Source organism: Pseudomonas sp. WC2, from assembly GCF_050586545.1.
In the GTDB taxonomy this organism is placed as follows: domain Bacteria; phylum Pseudomonadota; class Gammaproteobacteria; order Pseudomonadales; family Pseudomonadaceae; genus Aquipseudomonas.
Map to the genome: position 1 here is coordinate 300,260 of NZ_JBOBDR010000002.1, position 19,353 is coordinate 319,612.

Here is a 19,353-nt window from a genome sequence, read left to right on the forward strand (position 1 = left end):
CCAGCAGATTGCATCGATGGCCGAGCATTGATCGCGTCAATAGCTGCGCCTGACGGAAACCATCAACGAAAACGCCGGACAATCGAGCGATTGTCCGGCGTTTTTTTGTGCGTGTTTGCAGTGATCAGGCGGTGCGGCCACCCAGGGTTTCAGCGATCCAGTCAGCAATGTATTGCCCGGCATTGATGCTGTTGTCGAAGCTCGAATGCTGCACACCCCCTTCACGTTCAGTGAAGATTTTCAGTTCACATTTTGGACTGTTGACCAGTTGTTCGTAGGTGCGATGCGCCCACTTCAATGGGATCTGAGAATCCTGCTCGCCATGGGTGACGAGGAAGGGCACCTTGATCCGGTCGAGCACGCCGTCGAGGTGGACGTTCTCGGCGATGGCCATGAACTCTTCGACGTCCTTCGCGCCCCAGACCCAGCAGACATGCGCCCAGTAGTGCGGCACCGGGAAGCTGCCTTCTTTTTCCAGTCGACGCTTTTGCACATCACGCCAGTCATGGTTGGCGCCCCACACGACGCCGCACGCGAAGCGCGGTTCGAATGCAACGGCACGCGGGCAGTAATAACCGCCCAGCGAGACACCTTCCAGACCGATACGTTTGGCATCAACGTCGCTTCGGGTTTCCAGCCAATCCACCACGCGACTGGCCCAGTGCTCACTGTCGAATCGTGCAGTCAGGCCATGCAGGCGCAACGCTTCGCCGGTGCCGGGCTGGTCGATGATCAGCGAAGAGATGCCGCGTTTCGCCAGCCATGCTGGCAGGCCCACGCGGTATTTCATTTCTTTGGTCGAGTCCAGACCGTTGACCTGCACCAGAATCGGCGCAGGCCCCTCGACGCCTTCGGCGCGCACGAGCAAGCCGGAAAGATGTTTGCCCTCGTAAGGGATTTCCACCCGTTCGCAGTTTTCCCGCGACAGTTCGATGCCGCGCTTGAAGGTCTGCAGAAAACGTTGATAGAGCTCGGTACGCCCCGGAGCGCCGTGGGCTTGCAGGCGCTCGCAGGTCAAATAATAGGTGGCGGCGCGGTTGTATTTTTCGCCAGCCGAGAGCATCCGGCCATTGCCTTCGTCTTCTTCGGCCAGACCGCAGAGCTTGTCGGCCATTTTCGCCCAGGTTTCGCGAAAGGCGCGGGTGCCGGCCGCGTCTGGCTGTTTCGCAGCCTCTTGCAGCGGGGCGCACATCTCTTCGATTTCACCCATGCGGGCGCCCATTTCAATGGCCAGGTCGACAGAGAGATTCCAAACGTAGTTGGTCGGGAAATAGCGAAACATGATTATTGTTGTCCTTGTGGTTGCCTTGGCATTCCCAAGGCACGTTAAGGATCACCCGACTAATTGGCCAATCGTGACGGCGGATACGAGGTATCGCGAGATACGATGGGCACCTGTTGCAGATGCTGGATGGATTCGCTGATGCGTTCGCGCAGCCAGCGGTGCATCGGGTCGCCGTCCACGCTGCGGTGCCACAACATGTACTCGCGCATGACCGGAATTTTCACCGGCGGCGGCAGGATGCGCAGCGGTAGGTAGTGCGCGTAGAGGTTCGCCAGACGCTGGTGCATCGTGGCGATGCGCTGCGTGCCGACAATCAATTGCGGCAGTGTATTGAAGTCGCTGGTGATCACCTCGATGCGCCGATTGAAGCCGTATTGATTCATGAACCATTCTTCGATGCTCATGTGCCGCGTACGGCCAAATCCCACCGACACATGGCCCATCTCCATGTACTGCTCAAGGGTGAGGCTGTCGCCGACTTGCGTATTGCCATGCCACACCACGCACACATGTTCTTCCTCGAACAGCAGGCGCGAAGGGTGCCCCTCAATGATGTAGCGCTCGGGAACAATCATCAGATCGACCTCGCCACGCACCAGCAACTCGCCGGAATTGTCACTGGGGCCAAGCATTTCGAAGGTGATGTTGGGCGCTTCCTGATGAATGTTCTGGATCACCTGGGCGAACAGCACGCTGATCAGATAGTCCGAGGTCACCAAACGAAAATGTCGCTTGCTGGTGGCCGGGTCGAACACCGGTTTGGCGGTAATCGAGGACTGGATCGTCAGCAGGACTTCACGCACCGGTTTGGCCAGTTCCGTAGCGTAAGGCGTGGGCTGCATCTTGCGGCCCACCTGGACCAGCAACTCATCCTCAAAGTAAGTCCGCAAACGCGCGAGCACGCCGCTGGTGGCGGACTGGGTCATGTGCAGGCGTTCGGCAGCGCGGGTGATGTTCTGCTCTTCGAGCAATACATCGAGCGCGACCAGCAGGTTCAGGTCCAGATGGTTGAAACGCATGGGCAGGTCCGTTTTTGTATTTATTTTCGCAATACATTCGAACGAATCCATCGGCGCGTCAACCTTCGTCGCAGGTATCGCGTTTGCCGATAGGTCGCATCCCGACTCGCGATTAGTCAGCTGCCAACCCTTGCGCCAATCTTCGCCGCAGTCGGCCCTGCAGCCGACACCACCACCGGTTTCCAGTCAGGCCCGGCGCGCTGCAAGGCGTCCATGGCGACAGTCACCGGATCATAATTTCAATGGAGTGGTAAGCATGAACATCATTGGCCTTGATGCCCTGATTTTTGGCGTCGATGACATTCAAGCCTGCACCGATTGCCTGCGCGACTATGGCCTTGCGCCGGTCGGTGTTGACAGCAACGGCGGGCGTTTCGAAGCGCTGGACGGCACCGCCGTAATTATCCGTCGAGCCGACGACCCTGACTTGCCGGCGGCAATAGGCCCGGCGCCGTCGATTCGCGAGACGGTCTACGGGGTCGCTGCGCTCAGCGATCTGGATGCCATCGAAGATGAGCTGGCCCGTGACCGCTCCGTCCGTCGCGATCAACACGGCGTCCTGCACAGCGTTGACGACATGGGTTTCGCCATCGCTTTTCAGGTCAGCGTACGCAAGCCTTACAGCGCACCGGATGACCTGACCAACGCCGCCGGCCATGCGCCACAGCGGCCACTTAACCAGCCGGGCATTACCCTCGATATGGGCGCTGCTCCGCGCACTTTGTCGCACGTGGTGTATTTCGTCCCCGATGCGGCAAAGGCTGAAGCCTTTTACGCCGAGCGCTTGGGTTTTCGCACCACCGACACCTTCATTGGCGCCGGGCCGTTCATGCGCCCGGCAGGCTCTGACGATCACCATTGCCTGTTCATGATCCAGACCCCGCCGCACATGAAAGGCTGCGAACACTTCACCTTCCACATGGGCAGTGGCACCGAAGTGCTGCTGGCCGGGACGCGTTTCGAGCAAAAGGGCTGGACCAGTTTCTGGGGCCCGGGCCGTCACCTGTTTGGCTCCAACTGGTTCTGGTACTTCAACAGTCCGCTGGGCTGCCACATCGAATACGACGCCGATATGGATAAGCACGATGACGCCTGGGAGGCCCGTCGCGCGCCGCTGTCGGCGGATAACTCGCAGCTGTTCCTGTTCAGCGCGAAAGAGAAATGGGCCCCGGGCGGTCCGCCGCCAAAACTCGGTTGAGGCCGCGCTGATCATGAGCGGTATTGCGCAGCCATTGTGTCGGCTGGACGAACTGGAGGAGGGCCGGGCGCGCGGCTTCGATCCGTTGGCGCAGGGCCGCGACAGTGTGTTTGCCCTGCGTCACGCCAATCAGGTGCGGGTCTATCGCAACCGTTGTCCGCATCTGGACGTGCGCCTGGAGTATCGCAAGGACAAGTTCTTGTCCGCCGATGGCCAGTTGATCGTCTGCTACGCCCACGGTGCGCAATTTCTGCCGGTGACAGGTGAATGCATCTACGGCCCGTGCCTGGGCCAGACACTGGAAGCGCTGCCGTTCTGCGAAAAGGACGGCTGGCTGCTGGTGCAAATGCCTGAAGGGGTGCCGCAGCCGGGATAAATCGAGGTATCGCGTACGGCGATACATCGCATCCTTACTCGCGATTAGTCAAATCCCTGCTTTGCCGGGAAGCTTCATCCAACGATGCCGTGCCCGACGCAGCATCGATCACAAGAATAAAAAGAGAGAACACCATGAGTGCAGTGAACAGCGTTCTGATCGTGGGCGGTGGTATCGGCGGCTTGTGTGCGGCCATCGCCTTGCGACGTAAAGGTATTGAGGTCGACCTGATCGAGCTCAAGTCCGAATGGACAGTCTATGGCGTCGGGATAATTCAACAGAGCAACGTCGTCCGTGAGATGGCCAAACTGGGCGTTCTCGACGGCTATCTGGACGCCGCTTATGCCTTCGAAGACGTCGCCATCTACGGCCCCGGCGGGCAGCAACTGGCGCGCATTCCGGGTCAACGCCTCGCCGGCCCGCAGTACCCCGCCAACGTCGGCATTTCCCGCCTGGCGCTGCACAAAGTCCTCAGCGAAACCGCCTTGCAACTCGGTGCCAACGTGCGTTTGGGCTTGAGCGTGGAAACGCTGAACGACGACGGCACAGAGGTCGACGTGTTGTTTACCGATGGCAGTCAAGGCAGCTACGACCTGGTGGTCGGCGCCGATGGTCTGTTCTCGAAAGTGCGCAGCCTGGTCTTTGGCGATGCCTACACCCCGCGTTTCACTGGCCAGTCGGTATGGCGCTACAACTTTCCCCGCGCGCCACAGATCGATCATCTGGCCAACTATCAAAGTGCTGACGGCAACGCCGGGCTGGTGCCGCTGGCCGGCAACTTGATGTACCTGTTTCTGACGTCCCACGAGCCCTCCAATCCGTGGATGGATCCTGCCGATCTGGCTGCGCAGATGCGCCAGCGCCTGCAAGGTTTTACCGGGCTGATCGGCGAACTGCGCGAGCAAATCACCGACAACAGCCAGGTCGTCTACAAGCCGATGGAAGTGGTGTTCGTCGATGAGCCGTGGCATCGCGGACGCGTCCTGCTGATCGGCGATGCGGCCCATGCCACCACGCCGCACCTCGGTCAAGGCGCCGGCATGGCCATCGAAGACGCGATTGTGCTCAGCGAAGAACTCACTCACGAGCAGTCCGCCACCACCAGCGTCGAGCAGCAGTTGCAGCGCTTCATGGCGCGGCGCTTCGAACGTTGCAAATACATCAGCGAAAGCTCGGTGCTGGCCGGCGACAAGGAAATGCAACACGACCGCGCCTTCGATCGCATTGGCCTGGTCAAGCAAATGCTCGCGCGCACTGCCGAGCCAATCTAAGCCACACCTGCGACTCATCCACAGCAGTTACCACTATAAAAACAAGAGGTTAACGCGATGGTTAGTTCTACGACTGCGGCGCTCGCGCGTCGCTCGGTCGGCTCGTCTGCACCCTTTGGTTTGAGCGTTGCTGCGCTGCTGGTGCTGTGCAGCCAGGCCGCTCACGCTTTTGACATCGATACCGGCAACCCGGATTTCAAGCTGCGCTGGGACAACACGATCAAGTACAGCGCTGCCTGGCGCACGCAGAATCCGAGCAGCAAGTTGACCGAAGGTCAGGTGGCGTTCAATCAGGACGATGGCGATCGTGCATTCAAAAAAGGCCTGATCTCCAATCGCACCGACATCCTCTCGGAGCTGGATCTGTCGTTTCAGGATTTCGGCGCACGCTTGAGCGGCGCAGCGTGGTACGACAGCGAGTACCAGGGCAACAACGACAATAACGATCCGAGCCGCGCCAACGCACGTTCGGTGGGCTACGACGAGTTCACCGACGACACCCGTCATTTGCACGGTGGTGACGGCGAAATCCTCGACGCCTTCGTCTACTGGAACGGTGAAGTGGCCGACCGCGCAACGTCGGTGCGCGCCGGTCGTCATGGTCTGATCTGGGGCGAAAGTCTGTTCTTCGGCGCCAACGGCATTGCCGGTGGCATGGCCCCGGTGGACGTGGTCAAGGCGCAGTCGGTGCCGAACACGCAGTTCAAGGAAATCACCCGTCCGGTCAATCAACTGTCGGGCACCTTCCAACTGACTGACGACGTCTCGCTCGGCGCGTACTACCAACTCGAATGGGAAGAAACCCGCCTGCCTGCCGCTGGCAGCTATTTCTCCACCAGCGACACCATTGGCGAAGGCAATGAGCGCCTGATCGTCGGTGCGCCGTTTCCGGCATTCCTCGGCGGCAATCCGGCCAGCCCCGCCGCGTTTTTCCACGGTAATCACAAGGAAGCGCGCAGTTCCGGGCAGGGCGGTTTGCAGCTGAAATACAGCGCTGAGACCGTCGAGTACGGCCTCTATGCCATTCAGTACCACGACAAGACGCCCAAGCTGTATCTGAAACCGTCGACGGCGGCGCCGAACTTCAGCACCGGCCAGATCGGCGAGTACTACTGGGTCTACCCCGAAGACATTCGCGCGCTGGGCGCAAGTTTTTCCACCACGGTGGACGAGTACAGCTTCGCCGGTGAAGCGTCGATGCGCTGGAACATGCCGCTGGTCTCGAACGGTCAGACCGTGCTGCCCGGCGTCATTGCCGACAACGATGATGACGCGCTCTACGCCGTGGGTCGCACCGCTCACGTCAACCTGAACGTGTTGGCGTCGTTTGGCCCGAACTTCCTCGCCCGAGAGTCCGGACTGGTCGGCGAAGTGGCGTGGAACCGTTTGCTCAGCGTCACCAAAAATCGCGCCGCGCTGGACCCGAACGCCACCGACGATGGCCTCGGTTTCAAAGTCGTCTACACGCCGACCTACCGCCAGTTCTTCTCCGGCATCGATATCAGCATTCCCGTCGGCGTCAGTTATTTTCCGCTGGGCAAATCAGCGGTGGTCAGTTCGTTCGGCCCGGACAACGGTGGCGACATCAACATCGGCATCACCGCCACTTACCTCGATCGCGTCACGGCCGGCCTGACCTACACGCATTACTACGGCGCCGAGGACACCAACCTCAACGGCCTCAGCCAGTTCAATTACAAGCAATCGCTGAAGGATCGGGATTACCTCGCCTTCTCCGTCAAGACCACGTTTTAAGAGGACTTGCGCATGACCTATAACAACAAAAATGCCGCGTTCACACTCAAAGCCTTGTGCTTCGCGTTGCTCGGAAGCCTGGCGGTATTGAGTCAGGGTGCTGCTGCAGCCACGGCTGACGAAGCGGCTAAATTGAACAAGTCGCTGACGCCTTTCGGTGCCGAGCGCGCCGGCAATGCCGACGGCTCGATTCCAGCCTGGGACGGCGGCTACACCAAGGTCGATCCGGCCTTCAAGGAGGGCGGCAAACGTAGCGATCCGTTTGCGGCCGACAAGCCGCTGTTCAGCATCACCTCGAAGAATCTGGCGCAATACGCCGCCAAGCTCAGCGATGGCACCAAGGAGATGTTCAAGCGTTTTCCCGACACCTATCGCATCGATGTCTATCCGACCCGTCGCACGGCCGCCGCACCACAATGGGTGTATGACAACACCCTGAAAAACGCGACCCGCGCCAAGCTGGTCGAGAGCAGCGCCGGACCGGTGCCTGAAGGGGCGTTTGGCGGTATTCCATTCCCGATTCCGCATAACGGCGCCGAAGCCATGTGGAACCACATCCTCAACTGGCGCGGCACGTCACTGGCCATGCATTTTCGCCATTACCTGATGACCGCAGACGGCAAACAGGTGATGACCACCGACGGCCAGGCGATTCAGGACATGCCGTATTACTACCAGGACGGCACGCCGGAAAGCTTCGCCGGTGATTACTGGCTGTTCCGCCTGCTGAACGTCGGCCCGCCGCTGCGAGCCGGTGAGCAAATCATGGGGCGCACCAATATCAACGGCGACAAGTCCCAGGCCCACGTCTATCTGACCGGCCAGCGCCGCGTGCGCAAGTTGCCGAATGCCTGCTGCGACACACCGACGCCGGCGACCGCCGGGGTGATGTCGTTCGATGAGTTGAGCGTGTTTCAGGGACGCATTGATCGCTTCGACTGGAAACTGGTCGGCAAGCAGGAAATGTACATCCCTTACAACACCAACAAAGTCCTCACGGCAGGCAAACCGGAAGACCTGTTTCTGGCTCACCACATGAATCCGGATTACGTGCGCTGGGAACTGCACCGCGTGTGGGTGGTAGACGCTGAACTCGCGCCGGGCAAGCGTCACCAATTGCCGAAGGGCCGCTACTACCTCGACGAAGACACCTGGCAAGCGATGCTCGGCGATCGCTGGGACGCCAACGGTCAACTCGCCAAAACCTTGTGGTCGCTGCCAGCCGTGCTGCCGGATCTGCCAGCGCAGGCGCAGCTGTCTTCGGGTTTCTACGACCTGACCTCCGGCGCCTGGTTTATCCAGAACGTCTACACCGGCCTGCCTGAGCAATACGGCGTGGTCGATCGCTACAAGGCGTCGGAATTCTCGCCGGCGGCGATGGCGGGTGCCGGGGTTCGTTGAATCGGGCCGGATCGCGACACGCTGTGGCGATCCGGTTTCACAGGTGGTTTCGAGGTCGGTATGAACAGAATCTGTCAGGTGCTCGGGCGGTTGTTAGCGCTGCTGGCGCTGCCTTGCGTATTACCCGTGAGCCAGGCTCAGGCCGCTGCCGTCGGTGATGTATTGAACACCCCGGCGATGCGCGCGCCGCAGGCCCGGCAGGCGGTCTTGCTTGATCTGGCGCGGGCAGGTGCGCGGTTGGTGGCGGTCGGCGAACGCGGCATCGTCTTGCTCTCCGATGACAACGGTATCAATTGGCGGCAGGCGCAGGTGCCGGTGTCCGTCAGCCTTACCGCGGTGCAGTTTGTCGATGCCAACACGGGCTGGGCGGTCGGCCATGCCGGTGCGGTGCTGGTCAGCCACGACGGTGGCGAAAACTGGGCGCTGCAGCTGGACGGCAACCGCGCGGCGCAACTCGAATTGCACGCCGCACGCGAGCAATTGCCGACGGCCACTGACCCCGACGCAGCGGCGGCACGCGTGCAAACCGCCGAACGGATGGTCAGCGAAGGCGCGGACAAACCGTTTCTGAGTCTCAAGTTCACCGATGCACGTCACGGCCTGATCGTCGGCGCCTACGGCCTCGCGTTTACCACCGAGGACGGCGGCGTGAGCTGGCAGTCGCTGATGGGCCAGATCGACAATCCGATGGGCGCGCACCTGTATGCCATCGCGCAACACGGCGAGCGTTGGTTCATCGCCGGCGAGCAAGGTTATGTGGCGCGTTCCGAGGACGGCGGACAATCCTTCGTCGCGCTCGACAGCCCGTACAGCGGCAGTTTCTTCGCCCTGCAGGTACGCGATGACGGCGCGCTGTTGGCGGCAGGCCTGAAAGGCAACGCGTTCATTTCCACCGACGGCGGCAACAGCTTCGTGCCCGCGCCCGTACCGATGCCCGTTTCCTTCAGTGAAGCGATTCGCACCGCTGACGGCCAGCTGTTGGTGGTCAATCAGGCGGGCGCAATGTTTCGCACCACGGGCGACGCAACCACCCTGCAGCCTTTTGGCAAACCGCTGGGCAAACCGATTGCCAGCGTCGTGCAGGCCGCCGATGGCAGCCTGGTGCTGGCCGGTTTCACCGGGGTGACGCGTCTGGCGTCGCCCACCGCTACAGCTTCGGAGTGAGGTTATGAAACCATTCGACAACGCCACGGCCAGCCTGGCGAGTTTCGACCCGCGCTCCGGCTCGGTTGTGGAACGCACTTTGTTCAATCACCGGTTGTGGGTGTTGCTGGTGTGCCTGATGACCACGCTTTGCTTGGGCTATCAGGCCACGCGCGTGGAGCTGAACGCCAGTTTCGAAAAGATGATTCCCACGCAACAACCTTACATCGCCAATTATCTGCAACATCAAAAGCAGCTCAGTGGTCTGGGCAACTCCTTGCGCATCGTCGTCGCCAATCGTCAGGGCGATATCTACGACGCTGATTACCTGAAAACCTTGCAGGCGCTGAGCGACAAGCTTTACCTGCTGCCGGGCGTTGATCGCGCCTACATGAAATCGCTGTGGACGCCGGCAACTCGCTGGGTCGCAGTGACTGAAGACGGACTGGATGGCGGTCCGGTGATTCCGGATGATTACGCCGGCACACCGGCGAGTCTCGAGGCCTTGCGCCGCAACGTGCAGCGCTCCAACGAGCTCGGCCAACTGGTAGCGTTCGATCAAACCTCGAGCATCATTTACGTGCCGTTGCTCGCCACGACTGCCGACGGTCAGGCGCTGAATTACTCGGTGCTGTCCGAGCAACTGGAGGCGTTGCGCAGCCAGTATCAGAACGAAAAGATCGACATTCACATCACCGGGTTCGCGAAAAAGGTCGGCGACCTGATCGCCGGGCTGAAGCAGATCTTGCTGTTTTTTGCCGTGGCAATCCTGATCACCACCGCCGTGCTGTTCTGGTACACACGCTGCCTGCGCAGCACGGTGCTGGTGGTGTTCTGCTCGCTGGTGGCGGTGGTCTGGCAACTGGGTCTGTTGCCGTTGCTCGACTATCAACTGGATCCGTATTCGGTACTGGTGCCGTTTCTGGTGTTCGCCATCGGCATGAGCCACGGCGCGCAGAAGATGAACGGCATCATGCAGGACATCGGACGCGGCATGCACCGGGTGGTGGCCGCACGTTTCACCTTCCGCCGGCTGTTTCTGGCCGGGCTGACGGCATTGCTCTGCGACGCGGTGGGATTTGCCGTGCTGATGCTGATCAAGATCCAGGTGATTCAGGATCTGGCCGTGATCGCCAGTATCGGTGTGGCGGTGCTGATTTTCACCAACCTGATTCTGCTGCCGGTGTTGCTGTCCTACGTCGGCGTAACGCCTCGTGCGGCGCAACTGAGCCTGAAGAGCGAGCAGAACGATCAGGCCGGCGCGCGGCGTCATGGCTTCTGGCGTTTTCTCGATCTGTTTACCCAACGTCGCTGGGCCAGCCTGTGCATCGCCATCAGCCTGGCGTTGGCGGCATTGGGTTTTGTGGTCAGCCTGCAATTGAAGATCGGTGATCTCGATGCCGGCGCGCCGGAGCTGCGGGCCGACTCACGCTACAACCAGGACGATGCGTTTCTGACCCGGCATTACGGCGCCAGCAGTGACTTGTTCGCGGTGATGGTCAAGACCCCGGCCGGGCAATGTGCGCGTTACGACATCCTCGCCAAAGTCGATGCGCTGGACTGGCAACTGCGCGCGCTGCCGGGGGTGGATTCGACCAACTCGCTGGCCTTGCTCAACCGGCGCATGCTGGTCGGCCTCAGCGAAGGCAGCGCCAAGTGGTACGAGCTGCAGAACAATCAGGCGATGCTCAACATGATCACCGCCAGTGCGCCGCGTGGCTTGTACAACGAGGATTGCAGCCTGCTCACGCTGTACGCCTACCTCACCGACCACAAGGCTGAAACGCTGACGCGGCTGGTCGAACACGTCGAGCAATTCGCCGCTGCCAATAACAATGATGATGTGCAATTCCTGCTGGCAGCGGGCAATGCCGGCATCGAAGCGGCGACCAATATCGTGGTCAAACAGGCCAATCGCGAGATGCTGTTCTGGGTCTACGGGGCGGTGATCGTGCTGTGCCTGATCACTTTCCGCTCGTGGCGCGCCACGCTGTGCGCGGTGATTCCGCTGATGGTCACCTCGATCCTCTGCGAAGCGTTGATGGTCTGGCTGAACATCGGCGTGAAGGTCGCGACGTTGCCGGTGATCGCGTTGGGTGTCGGCATTGGCGTCGACTATGCGTTGTACGTGATGAGCATCCTGCTCGGTCATCTGCGCCAGGGTGCGAGCCTGTCAGAAGCCTATTACCGCGCGCTGGTGTCCACCGGCAAAGTGGTGATGCTCACCGGCATCACGCTCGCCATTGGCGTGGCCACGTGGATCTTCTCGCCGATCAAATTCCAGGCTGACATGGGCGTGCTGCTGGCGTTCATGTTCGTCTGGAACATGGTCGGCGCACTGGTGTTGTTGCCAGCGCTGGCGTACTTCCTGCTGCCTGCACGGCGCACGAACACCGACGCAGAAATGCCGGCGGAGGCAGTCGATGTGGCCGTGCCGTCGCGAGCCGTGGCGGTAGATGTTGTTCAATCGCGTCACCGGGAGACCTGTCATGGCCGTTGAGTCTTCACTTGAAAACAGCGGCCGCCGCGCCGGTTTGACGCAATCGTTGCTCTTGCTGCTCGGCAGCTGTCTGCCAGTGCTCGGCGCGGTATTGCTCGCACCGGTATTACCGCGCATGCAGGCCCATTTTGCCGAGGTCGCAGGCAGCATGGTGCTGGTGCCGATCGTGCTGACGTTGCCGGCATTGATGATTGCACTGCTGGCGCCGTTTGCCGGGGTTATCGCCGATCGGCTGGGGCGCAAACCGCTGTTGTTGGCGAGCATGGCCCTGTACACGCTCTGCGGTGTGCTGCCGCTGTGGCTGGATTCGCTGCCGGCCATCGTCGCCAGCCGCGCCGGTATCGGTCTGGCGGAGGCGGGGATCATGACCTGCTGCACGACGCTGATGGGCGACTACTACAGCGGCGCCCGCCGTGAACGCCTGTTTGCGTTGCAAATGGTCGCGACCTCACTGTCTGCGGCGGTGTTTATCGCCCTGGGTGGTTTTCTCGGTCAGGACGACTGGCGCACACCGTTTGCGCTGTACGCGGTCGGGCTGATTTTCCTGCCGCTGATGGCGTGGAAACTCTGGGAGCCGCAACCGCGCGTGCAACCGACAGCAACCTTGCCGGTGCCAGCCCCGCGTGCTTTTCCGTGGCGCGCACTGACGCCCCTGTATGCGTTGTCGCTGCTCGCGGGCCTCAGCCTGTTCATCGTGCCGGTGCAGGCCGGCTACTTGCTCAACTTGTTGCACGTGGATGCGCCGCAGCAGATCGGCATGACCATGGGCGCCAATCAACTCGGCGTGCTTGTCGGGGCCTTGAGTTTTCGTCTGTTGAGCGGTCTGCGCAGCCAGCATGTGTTGCTGATTGCCTATGGCCTCGCGGGTATCGGCGGCCTGTTGATGGCCGCTGCCGGCAGCCACGCGCAAGTGGTGGTCGCGGTACTGGTCAACGGTCTGGGCATCGGCCTGATGTTGCCGACGTTGATCACCTGGATCATGGCGCAAGTCGGTTTTGCTCAGCGTGGGCGAGCGGCGGGGTGTTTCACCGCGGCGATTTTCGCTGGCGAATTCGTCAGTCCGCTGGTGGTACTCGCCATCACTTCCGGGGCTTCCACGGCGTTGCCGCAAGCGTTGGCCATGATCGGTTGGCTGCAACTGGTCGTGGCGCTGTTTTGTCTGTCCGTGCCGAGGCTCGGTGGTCTGTTGAAACGCGCCCATGTCGGCGGTCACGACTCCATCGGCAACGGCCATTGAACGAGGATTTTCCATGCAAGCGCTTCCCCCTTTCAAACGCGTGGTCACCGGGCATGATGCCCACGGCCGCGCGGTCGTCGCCAGTCTCGGCGCAACCGCTAACGTCTTCGCACTGCAAGCGGTGCCAGGCACCGTGTTTCATGAAATATGGAACAGCAGCGGCAGTCCGGCACTGCTCGACAATGCCGATGATCCAACCGGCAAACCTTTACAGCTGAGCCCCGGCCGGCAGGGCAGTGTGATTCGCGTCGTCGACATTCCGCCAGACAGCGTGCAGAACCAGGTCAGCGCTGCCGCTGCAGCGGCTGCATTCGCCGAGATTGGCCAGGCGCACGCCGGCACCGGCCAGGCGAACTCGCGGCACAAACTGATGCACCGCACCGAAACCCTCGATTACGGCATCGTCACCGAAGGCGAAGTCTGGCTGGTGCTCGACGATACGGAAGTCCACCTCAAGCGCGGCGACGTGGTGGTTCAGCGTGGCACCCATCACGCGTGGAGCAACCGTACCGAGGCCATGGCGCGCATGGTTTTTGTCCTGCTGGACGGGCGTTTCGCCGCTGAACTGCAAGACTGCCCGGGAGAAACGGCATGAAGCTCGCAACCTTGAAAAACGCTAGCCGTGACGGCCAGTTGGTGGTGGTTTCGCGCGACATGGCTCGGGCTATCGACGCCCGTTCGGTGGCGCCGACCTTGCAGCAAGCCATCGAAAACTGGACTGAAACCGAGCCGCGCTTACAGGCCTTGGCGCACCAACTGGAAAACGGCGATCAAGGTCAGACCTTTGCCTTCGACCCCGCGCAGGCGATGGCGCCGCTGCCGCGTGCTTATCAATGGTGTGACGGTTCGGCGTTTCTCAGTCACGGCGCGTTGATGCAGAAGGCGTTCAACCTCGACCCGATCGAAGGCGCTGACCGCACGCCGTTGATGTACCAAGGCGCCGGTGATGACTTTATCGGCGCACACGATGACATCGAACTGCCGAGCGAAAGCCAGGGCATCGATTTCGAAGGCGAATTTGTCGTGCTGGTCGATGATGTGCCGATGGGCTGTTCGGCGGAAAACGCCTTGCAGCACATCAAACTGATCCTGCAGATCAACGATGTCAGCCTGCGTGCGCTGGCACCGCGGGAAATGCGCACCGGGTTCGGTTTCCTGCAAGCCAAACCGTCCTCCAGTTTTGCCCCGCTGGCGATTACCCCGGATGAACTCGGCGAAGCCTGGCGTGATGGCCGCGTGAATTTGCCCCTGCAAGTGCACTGGAACGGCGAATGGTTTGGCCAGCCGCACGGCGCGCAGATGAACTTTCATTTTGGCGAGCTGATCGCCCACGCGGCCTTAACTCGTCGCCTGCGCGCCGGAACCCTGATCGGGTCCGGCACGGTGTCGAACGCCGAGCGCAGTGTCGGCTCGGCGTGCATCGCCGAACGTCGGGCCATTGAGATGATCGAGCAGGGCGCTCCGGTGACGGGTTTTATGCGTTTCGGTGATCGCGTGCGCATGGACGTTAGCGGCAGCGATGGTCGGTCGCTGTTCGGCGCGATCGACCAGCGCGTTGTCAAGGCCCACGGCTGAGGAACGCCCATGCGTGTACTGATTACCGGAGCCAATGGCTTTGTCGGCCGCGAACTGCTGCGTTGTCTGCTCGCGCGCGGCAGTTTGCGCGGGCAAGTCATTCGTTCGTTGCTGGTGCTGGACACTGACGTTCAAGGCCTGCCCGACGATCCGCGCCTGCGCCGGCACAGCGGCAGCGTGACCGATGCGGCGTTGATGCGCCGGGTCCTGGCCGATGGCATCGACGTGGTTTTTCACTTGGTCAGCGTCCCCGGTGGGGCGGCGGAGGCGCATTACGAACTGGGTTATCAGGTCAACCTGCTGGCCAGCCTTGAACTGCTCGATCAACTGCGCAACAAGGCGCGACCTCCGGTGTTGGTGTATGCCAGCAGCGTCGCGGTGTACGGCGCGGATCTGCCGGCGAAGATGAACGAGCAGGCTGAACTGCATCCGCAACTGTCGTACGGCACACACAAATTGATGGTCGAGCGCGCGTTGATCGATTTGGGTCGGCGCGCTGAAGTCGACAGCCGAGCGGTGCGCCTGCCGGGCATTGTCGCGCGCCCGCGTGAACCCAACGGTTTGCGCTCGGCCTTCATGAGCGACTTGATGCGTGCTTTTGCCGAGGGCGCTGACTATTGCTGCCCGGTGTCGCCGCAAGCGACGGCGTGGTGGATGTCGGCCCGCTGTTGCGTGAACAATTTGATTCACGCCGCCGAGCTGGATGACGCCGCCGCGCAACAGCGGGTCTGGCAACTGCCGGTTCTGCAGCTGTCCATCGCCCAGGTCATCGATGCACTCGCGGCAACTTACGGCGAGCAACGCCGTGGGCTGATCAGTTTCGCCGCTGACCTTGACCTCGAAACCCTGTTCGGGCGCATGCCGCCCTTGAAAACCCCGCAGGCCCGCGCTGCCGGTTTCTGCCATGACGGCAACGTCGCCACGCTTATTCGCAACGCTCTCAACCCAGCCCCTTATCGGCATCTGCCGTTGAACGGAGACACGCCTCATGTCACAGCCCATCCAGCGTAAACGTCGTCTGGTCGACCTTTCGGTGACCCTCGATAACAACCCGTATACAGACCCGCCGCCGCTGTTGCCGAAGATCGATTACATGGATCACCAGCAAGGCTGGCCGGAAATGGCCGCGATGTTTCCGGGTTTGCAGCTTGAGCAGATGCCCGGCAATGAATCGTGGGCCGCCGAGCGCTTGCAGATCACCACCCACAGCGGCACCCACATGGATGCGCCATGGCATTACGCCTCGACCACCGATGGCGGCGAGCCGGCATTTGGCATCGATGAGTTGCCGCTGGACTGGTGCTTGCAGCCGGGGGTCAAACTGGATTTTCGCCATTTGCCCGACGGGCACGTGGTCACGGCAGAAGAGGTCGAAGCGGAGCTGGCGCGTATCGAGCACACGTTGCAACCGCTGGATATCGTGCTGATCAACACACGCGCCGGGGCGTTGTTTGGCCAGCCGGGTTACCTCGATGCCGGCATCGGCATGGGGCGCGAAGCGACGATGTATCTGCTGGAACGCGGCGTGCGCGTGGTCGGCACGGATGCCTGGAGCTGGGACGCACCGTTCAAATACACCCGTGAACGTTTTGCCGCCAGCGGCGACGCCTCGATCATCTGGGAAGGGCATAAGGCCGGGCGCGATATCGGCTACGGGCAAATGGAAAAACTGGCCAACCTCGAATCCCTGCCAGCGAGCGGCTTCACCGTCTCGTGCTTTCCCTACAAGATCCGGCATGCGTCCGCAGGGTTTGTGCGCGCGGTGGCTATTTTCGAAGAGTGATCAGGTTGTCCGAGGCATTCCTTCAACGACAATAAGAGAAAACCGATGGCTCTATCGCGATTACCGCTGACGGCACTTTTCTGCGCCCTGACTCTGGCCAGCGGCGTGACCCTGGCGGCCAGCCAACCGAATATTCTGCTGATCGTGGCGGACGATCTCGGCTACTCGGATCTGGGCAGTTATGGCGGCGAGATTCACACTCCGAGGCTGGATGAACTGGCCCAGCAGGGCGTGCAATTCACCAGCATGTACGCAGCGCCGACCTGTTCCATCACCCGCTCGATGTTGCTGTCCGGCACTGACAATCACCTTGTCGGGCTGGGTACCATGGCCGAAGCCTTGCAACCGTTTCAACGGGGTAAACCGGGGTATGAAGGGTTCCTGAACGGGCGCGCCTACTCGGTTGCCGAACTGCTCCAAGCGGGCGGGTACAACACGCTGATGGTCGGCAAATGGCACTTGGGTCTGGAGGCCGATCAAGGCCCGGATCGGCGCGGTTTCGAGCAGTCGTTCACCTTGCTGGAAGGCGGGGCGACGCACTTCAAACCCGCCAGCGTTGCACCGACGCCCCTGGAGCAAGTGCATTACCGTGAAAACGGTCAGCCGGTAGAGGTTCCCGAGACGTTCTACTCCACAGACTTTTACACCGACAAGCTGATTGGCTACCTGCAAAACACCCAACGCCAAGGCAAACCGTTTTTTGCCTATGCCGCCTACACGTCACCGCACTGGCCGTTGCAAGCGCCCAAGGAATACCTCGACAAATACCGCGGCCGTTTCGATCAAGGCTACGACACCTTGCGCTCGTCGCGCATTGAGCGGCTGAAAAAGCTCGGCCTGGTGGACAAGGACTTTCAGCCCGCGCAACCGTTGCCCGTGAACCCACGGCTGCCCGGTTGGCAGCAACTCACGGCAGAACAGCAGAAAGTCGAAGCGCGGAAAATGGAGATCTACGCGGCCATGGTCGACAACCTCGATCACAACATTGGCCGGGTTATCGACTACCTGCGCCAAAGCGGCCAGTACGACAACACGGTGATCGTGTTCATGTCCGACAACGGCGCAGCGGCGGAAAACCATGCGCAGTTCTATCCACCCGGCGCGAACACCGATAACAGCTTGGCCAACCTGGGCCAGCGCGGCTCGCAGATCGATTATGGTTTGCGCTGGGCGGAGGTCAGTGCCGCGCCTTTCCACTTGTTCAAGGGCACCACGGCCGAAGGCGGAATCAGTGTGCCGGCGATCATTCAACTGCCCAAGACACTGCGTCGTCAGGGCGTAGAAAGGGGCGTGGCGCGGGTGGATGATCTGGCGCCGACATTCCTTGATTTGGCGGGCATCGCTTTGCCGAGCGAAGCGGACAAACACCCGATTACCGGCACTTCCATCCTGCCAATGCTCGAAGGCAAGGGCAGCCCTCACGACGCTGAGAGTCTGGCCGGAGAGTTGTTCGGCAATGCTTATTATCGTGAGGGCAATCTCAAATTGTTGGGCATGCGCCCGCCAGCAGGGTTCGGCGATAACACTCAGCCGCCGCAATGGCAGCTGTTTGATGTTGCACAGGATCGGGGTGAAACCCACGACCTGGCGGCGGCTCAACCGCAGACGGTCGAACGGCTCAAAGCCGCATGGCTCAAGTATGCCGAGCGGGTCGGGGTAGCGTTTCCCCCGCACTAATACGGCAGAGGCTTTGAACACAGTGGACGGCGTTTCTCGCCGCCACTGTTTTGCGGCCATCAACTCGTTGGGTTGCGCAGTCGCTCGATGATTCTGCGGGCACGATTGGCACCGACGTCGACGTGAATATCAATCATCGGGCGCGTACCGAACCGACACATGTTCTGGTACTGCGCTTCGATCACAACTTTGTCTTCATCAAACGTCAGTTTCGTTTGTTCGATCACTTTGGCTTTGACCGATTCAGGATCATGTTCAGGGTTGGTGGCCATGGTCCAGAAGTAGTGGCTTGTGGTGTCGGTTTCCGGCGTCACGCCGTGAAAGCCGCGCATGTGAAAACCGCCTCGATCCGGGTTATGCAGATCGTCCGTGCCCGCGTCTATCGCGCCGGTCCAGATGCGCAGGTGATTGAAGTGAAATTCGATCTCCTGCCAGCGGTCGATGTTGCCTTTGAACGGGTAGGCCGCGGTGTAGGTCGGCGGCGGGACGGAATCGGGCATGTGGCGAACCACACGAACCATCGAGTCATCACCATCGACGTTCATCTGCGCGTTCATGTGAATGCTGGCGTTGCCGCCAATGGTGTGCAAATGGACGTAGCCCAGGTGACTGAGATCCATGAGGTTGTCGTGGATGAGTTGATAGGGCGCGTCGTAGTGGTAGACATCACCGTCGAAGAGGTACTTACCGCTGCTGTGCACGTCGTAGACCGGTGGCGCGAATGTCGGCTCGGGATGCTCAGCGCTGCCAAACCAGATCCAGATGATCTGATCCTGCTCCAGAACGGGATAGGCAGGCACTTTGGCTTTGCTGGGGATCTTGTCCTGGCCCGGAATTTCGATGCATTTACCGCCCTCGTCAAACAACAAGCCGTGATAGCCGCAGCGCAAGCCACGTGCTTCCACTGTGCCGTTGGACAGCGGCAGCGCTCGGTGGCAGCAGCGGTCCTCCAATGCGGCCACCTGGTTATCGGCGGTGCGAAACAGCACCACAGGTTTATTCAGCAGAGTGCGGCCAATGGGCTGGTCTTTCAGTTCCCAGCCCAGCGCTGCGACGTACCATTGATCGAGCGGGAAACTTGGCACATTGGTCGGGGCAATTTCGTGTGCAAGGGGTTGGGCAGCGATAGTCAT

The 19,353-nt window shown here is 61.0% G+C and carries 16 protein-coding genes; 13 read left to right on the plus strand and 3 right to left on the minus strand.

What is annotated here, in order from left to right; all coding sequences use genetic code 11:
* Positions 1-124: 124 nt before the first annotated feature.
* Both ACQ4OE_RS03355 and ACQ4OE_RS03360 read right to left on the minus strand, forming a co-directional pair.
* Positions 125-1,282: an alpha/beta hydrolase family protein gene (locus tag ACQ4OE_RS03355; protein WP_430945671.1), complete on the minus strand. Its 1,158-nt coding sequence runs from the start codon at positions 1,280-1,282 to the stop codon at positions 125-127.
* Between the two features lie 59 nt (positions 1,283-1,341).
* Positions 1,342-2,304 (minus strand): LysR family transcriptional regulator, encoded by a 963-nt coding sequence (locus tag ACQ4OE_RS03360; protein ID WP_430945672.1) that lies wholly within the window; start codon positions 2,302-2,304, stop codon positions 1,342-1,344.
* Between the two features lie 256 nt (positions 2,305-2,560).
* Between ACQ4OE_RS03360 and ACQ4OE_RS03365 the strand changes: the two genes are divergently transcribed.
* The 13 genes from ACQ4OE_RS03365 to ACQ4OE_RS03425 all read left to right on the plus strand — a co-directional run bounded on the left by ACQ4OE_RS03365 (position 2,561) and on the right by ACQ4OE_RS03425 (position 18,220).
* Positions 2,561-3,502 (plus strand): VOC family protein, encoded by a 942-nt coding sequence (locus ACQ4OE_RS03365; RefSeq protein WP_430945673.1) that lies wholly within the window; start codon positions 2,561-2,563, stop codon positions 3,500-3,502.
* 13 nt (positions 3,503-3,515) lie between these two features.
* Positions 3,516-3,878 carry a Rieske (2Fe-2S) protein gene (locus ACQ4OE_RS03370; protein ID WP_430945674.1) on the plus strand — a complete coding sequence of 121 codons (363 nt, stop codon included), beginning with the start codon at positions 3,516-3,518 and terminating at the stop codon, positions 3,876-3,878.
* 134 nt (positions 3,879-4,012) lie between these two features.
* Complete coding sequence (locus ACQ4OE_RS03375; RefSeq protein ID WP_430945675.1) at positions 4,013-5,149, plus strand: FAD-dependent oxidoreductase; 1,137 nt, start codon at positions 4,013-4,015, stop codon at positions 5,147-5,149.
* 57 nt (positions 5,150-5,206) lie between these two features.
* Positions 5,207-6,904: a DUF1302 domain-containing protein gene (locus ACQ4OE_RS03380; RefSeq protein WP_430945676.1), complete on the plus strand. Its 1,698-nt coding sequence runs from the start codon at positions 5,207-5,209 to the stop codon at positions 6,902-6,904.
* Positions 6,905-6,916: 12 nt separating this feature from the next.
* Positions 6,917-8,305, plus strand: a complete 1,389-nt coding sequence (locus ACQ4OE_RS03385) for a DUF1329 domain-containing protein (RefSeq protein ID WP_430945677.1) — start codon at positions 6,917-6,919, stop codon at positions 8,303-8,305.
* A 60-nt stretch (positions 8,306-8,365) separates the two neighbouring features.
* A complete protein-coding gene (locus ACQ4OE_RS03390) occupies positions 8,366-9,469 on the plus strand; it encodes a WD40/YVTN/BNR-like repeat-containing protein (RefSeq protein WP_430945678.1) in 1,104 nt (367 codons plus the stop codon).
* A gap of 4 nt (positions 9,470-9,473) precedes the next feature.
* Positions 9,474-11,948 (plus strand): efflux RND transporter permease subunit, encoded by a 2,475-nt coding sequence (locus ACQ4OE_RS03395; RefSeq protein ID WP_430945679.1) that lies wholly within the window; start codon positions 9,474-9,476, stop codon positions 11,946-11,948.
* Positions 11,938-13,185 (plus strand): MFS transporter, encoded by a 1,248-nt coding sequence (locus ACQ4OE_RS03400; protein ID WP_430945680.1) that lies wholly within the window; start codon positions 11,938-11,940, stop codon positions 13,183-13,185. The genes ACQ4OE_RS03395 and ACQ4OE_RS03400 overlap by 11 nt, the downstream gene beginning before the upstream one ends.
* A 13-nt stretch (positions 13,186-13,198) precedes the next feature.
* Positions 13,199-13,780, plus strand: a complete 582-nt coding sequence (locus tag ACQ4OE_RS03405; protein WP_430945681.1) for a cupin domain-containing protein — start codon at positions 13,199-13,201, stop codon at positions 13,778-13,780.
* Positions 13,777-14,760, plus strand: a complete 984-nt coding sequence (locus tag ACQ4OE_RS03410) for a fumarylacetoacetate hydrolase family protein (protein ID WP_430945682.1) — start codon at positions 13,777-13,779, stop codon at positions 14,758-14,760. Before ACQ4OE_RS03405 ends, ACQ4OE_RS03410 begins: the two co-directional genes overlap by 4 nt.
* A 9-nt stretch (positions 14,761-14,769) precedes the next feature.
* Positions 14,770-15,771: an NAD-dependent epimerase/dehydratase family protein gene (locus ACQ4OE_RS03415; protein ID WP_430945683.1), complete on the plus strand. Its 1,002-nt coding sequence runs from the start codon at positions 14,770-14,772 to the stop codon at positions 15,769-15,771.
* Positions 15,749-16,543 (plus strand): cyclase family protein, encoded by a 795-nt coding sequence (locus ACQ4OE_RS03420; RefSeq protein ID WP_110718488.1) that lies wholly within the window; start codon positions 15,749-15,751, stop codon positions 16,541-16,543. Before ACQ4OE_RS03415 ends, ACQ4OE_RS03420 begins: the two co-directional genes overlap by 23 nt.
* A 45-nt stretch (positions 16,544-16,588) precedes the next feature.
* Positions 16,589-18,220, plus strand: a complete 1,632-nt coding sequence (locus ACQ4OE_RS03425) for an arylsulfatase (RefSeq protein WP_430945684.1) — start codon at positions 16,589-16,591, stop codon at positions 18,218-18,220.
* A 59-nt stretch (positions 18,221-18,279) separates the two neighbouring features.
* On the opposite strand, the gene ACQ4OE_RS03430 is transcribed toward ACQ4OE_RS03425, so the two are convergent.
* The gene (locus ACQ4OE_RS03430; RefSeq protein ID WP_430945685.1) at positions 18,280-19,353 is read right to left on the minus strand and encodes a Rieske 2Fe-2S domain-containing protein; all 1,074 of its coding nucleotides are present in this window, start codon (positions 19,351-19,353) and stop codon (positions 18,280-18,282) included.

Excerpts from the sequence above, each read along its gene's own strand:
- ACQ4OE_RS03355 (WP_430945671.1), bottom strand. The coding sequence starts at position 1,282 with ATGTTTCGCTATTTCCCGACCAACTACGTTTGGAATCTCTCTGTCGAC.
- ACQ4OE_RS03360 (WP_430945672.1), bottom strand. The coding sequence starts at position 2,304 with ATGCGTTTCAACCATCTGGACCTGAACCTGCTGGTCGCGCTCGATGTA.
- ACQ4OE_RS03365 (WP_430945673.1), top strand. The coding sequence starts at position 2,561 with ATGAACATCATTGGCCTTGATGCCCTGATTTTTGGCGTCGATGACATT.
- ACQ4OE_RS03370 (WP_430945674.1), top strand. The coding sequence starts at position 3,516 with ATGAGCGGTATTGCGCAGCCATTGTGTCGGCTGGACGAACTGGAGGAG.
- ACQ4OE_RS03375 (WP_430945675.1), top strand. The coding sequence starts at position 4,013 with ATGAGTGCAGTGAACAGCGTTCTGATCGTGGGCGGTGGTATCGGCGGC.
- ACQ4OE_RS03380 (WP_430945676.1), top strand. The coding sequence starts at position 5,207 with ATGGTTAGTTCTACGACTGCGGCGCTCGCGCGTCGCTCGGTCGGCTCG.
- ACQ4OE_RS03385 (WP_430945677.1), top strand. The coding sequence starts at position 6,917 with ATGACCTATAACAACAAAAATGCCGCGTTCACACTCAAAGCCTTGTGC.
- ACQ4OE_RS03390 (WP_430945678.1), top strand. The coding sequence starts at position 8,366 with ATGAACAGAATCTGTCAGGTGCTCGGGCGGTTGTTAGCGCTGCTGGCG.
- ACQ4OE_RS03395 (WP_430945679.1), top strand. The coding sequence starts at position 9,474 with ATGAAACCATTCGACAACGCCACGGCCAGCCTGGCGAGTTTCGACCCG.
- ACQ4OE_RS03400 (WP_430945680.1), top strand. The coding sequence starts at position 11,938 with ATGGCCGTTGAGTCTTCACTTGAAAACAGCGGCCGCCGCGCCGGTTTG.
- ACQ4OE_RS03405 (WP_430945681.1), top strand. The coding sequence starts at position 13,199 with ATGCAAGCGCTTCCCCCTTTCAAACGCGTGGTCACCGGGCATGATGCC.
- ACQ4OE_RS03410 (WP_430945682.1), top strand. The coding sequence starts at position 13,777 with ATGAAGCTCGCAACCTTGAAAAACGCTAGCCGTGACGGCCAGTTGGTG.
- ACQ4OE_RS03415 (WP_430945683.1), top strand. The coding sequence starts at position 14,770 with ATGCGTGTACTGATTACCGGAGCCAATGGCTTTGTCGGCCGCGAACTG.
- ACQ4OE_RS03420 (WP_110718488.1), top strand. The coding sequence starts at position 15,749 with ATGTCACAGCCCATCCAGCGTAAACGTCGTCTGGTCGACCTTTCGGTG.
- ACQ4OE_RS03425 (WP_430945684.1), top strand. The coding sequence starts at position 16,589 with ATGGCTCTATCGCGATTACCGCTGACGGCACTTTTCTGCGCCCTGACT.
- ACQ4OE_RS03430 (WP_430945685.1), bottom strand. The coding sequence starts at position 19,353 with ATGACTATCGCTGCCCAACCCCTTGCACACGAAATTGCCCCGACCAAT.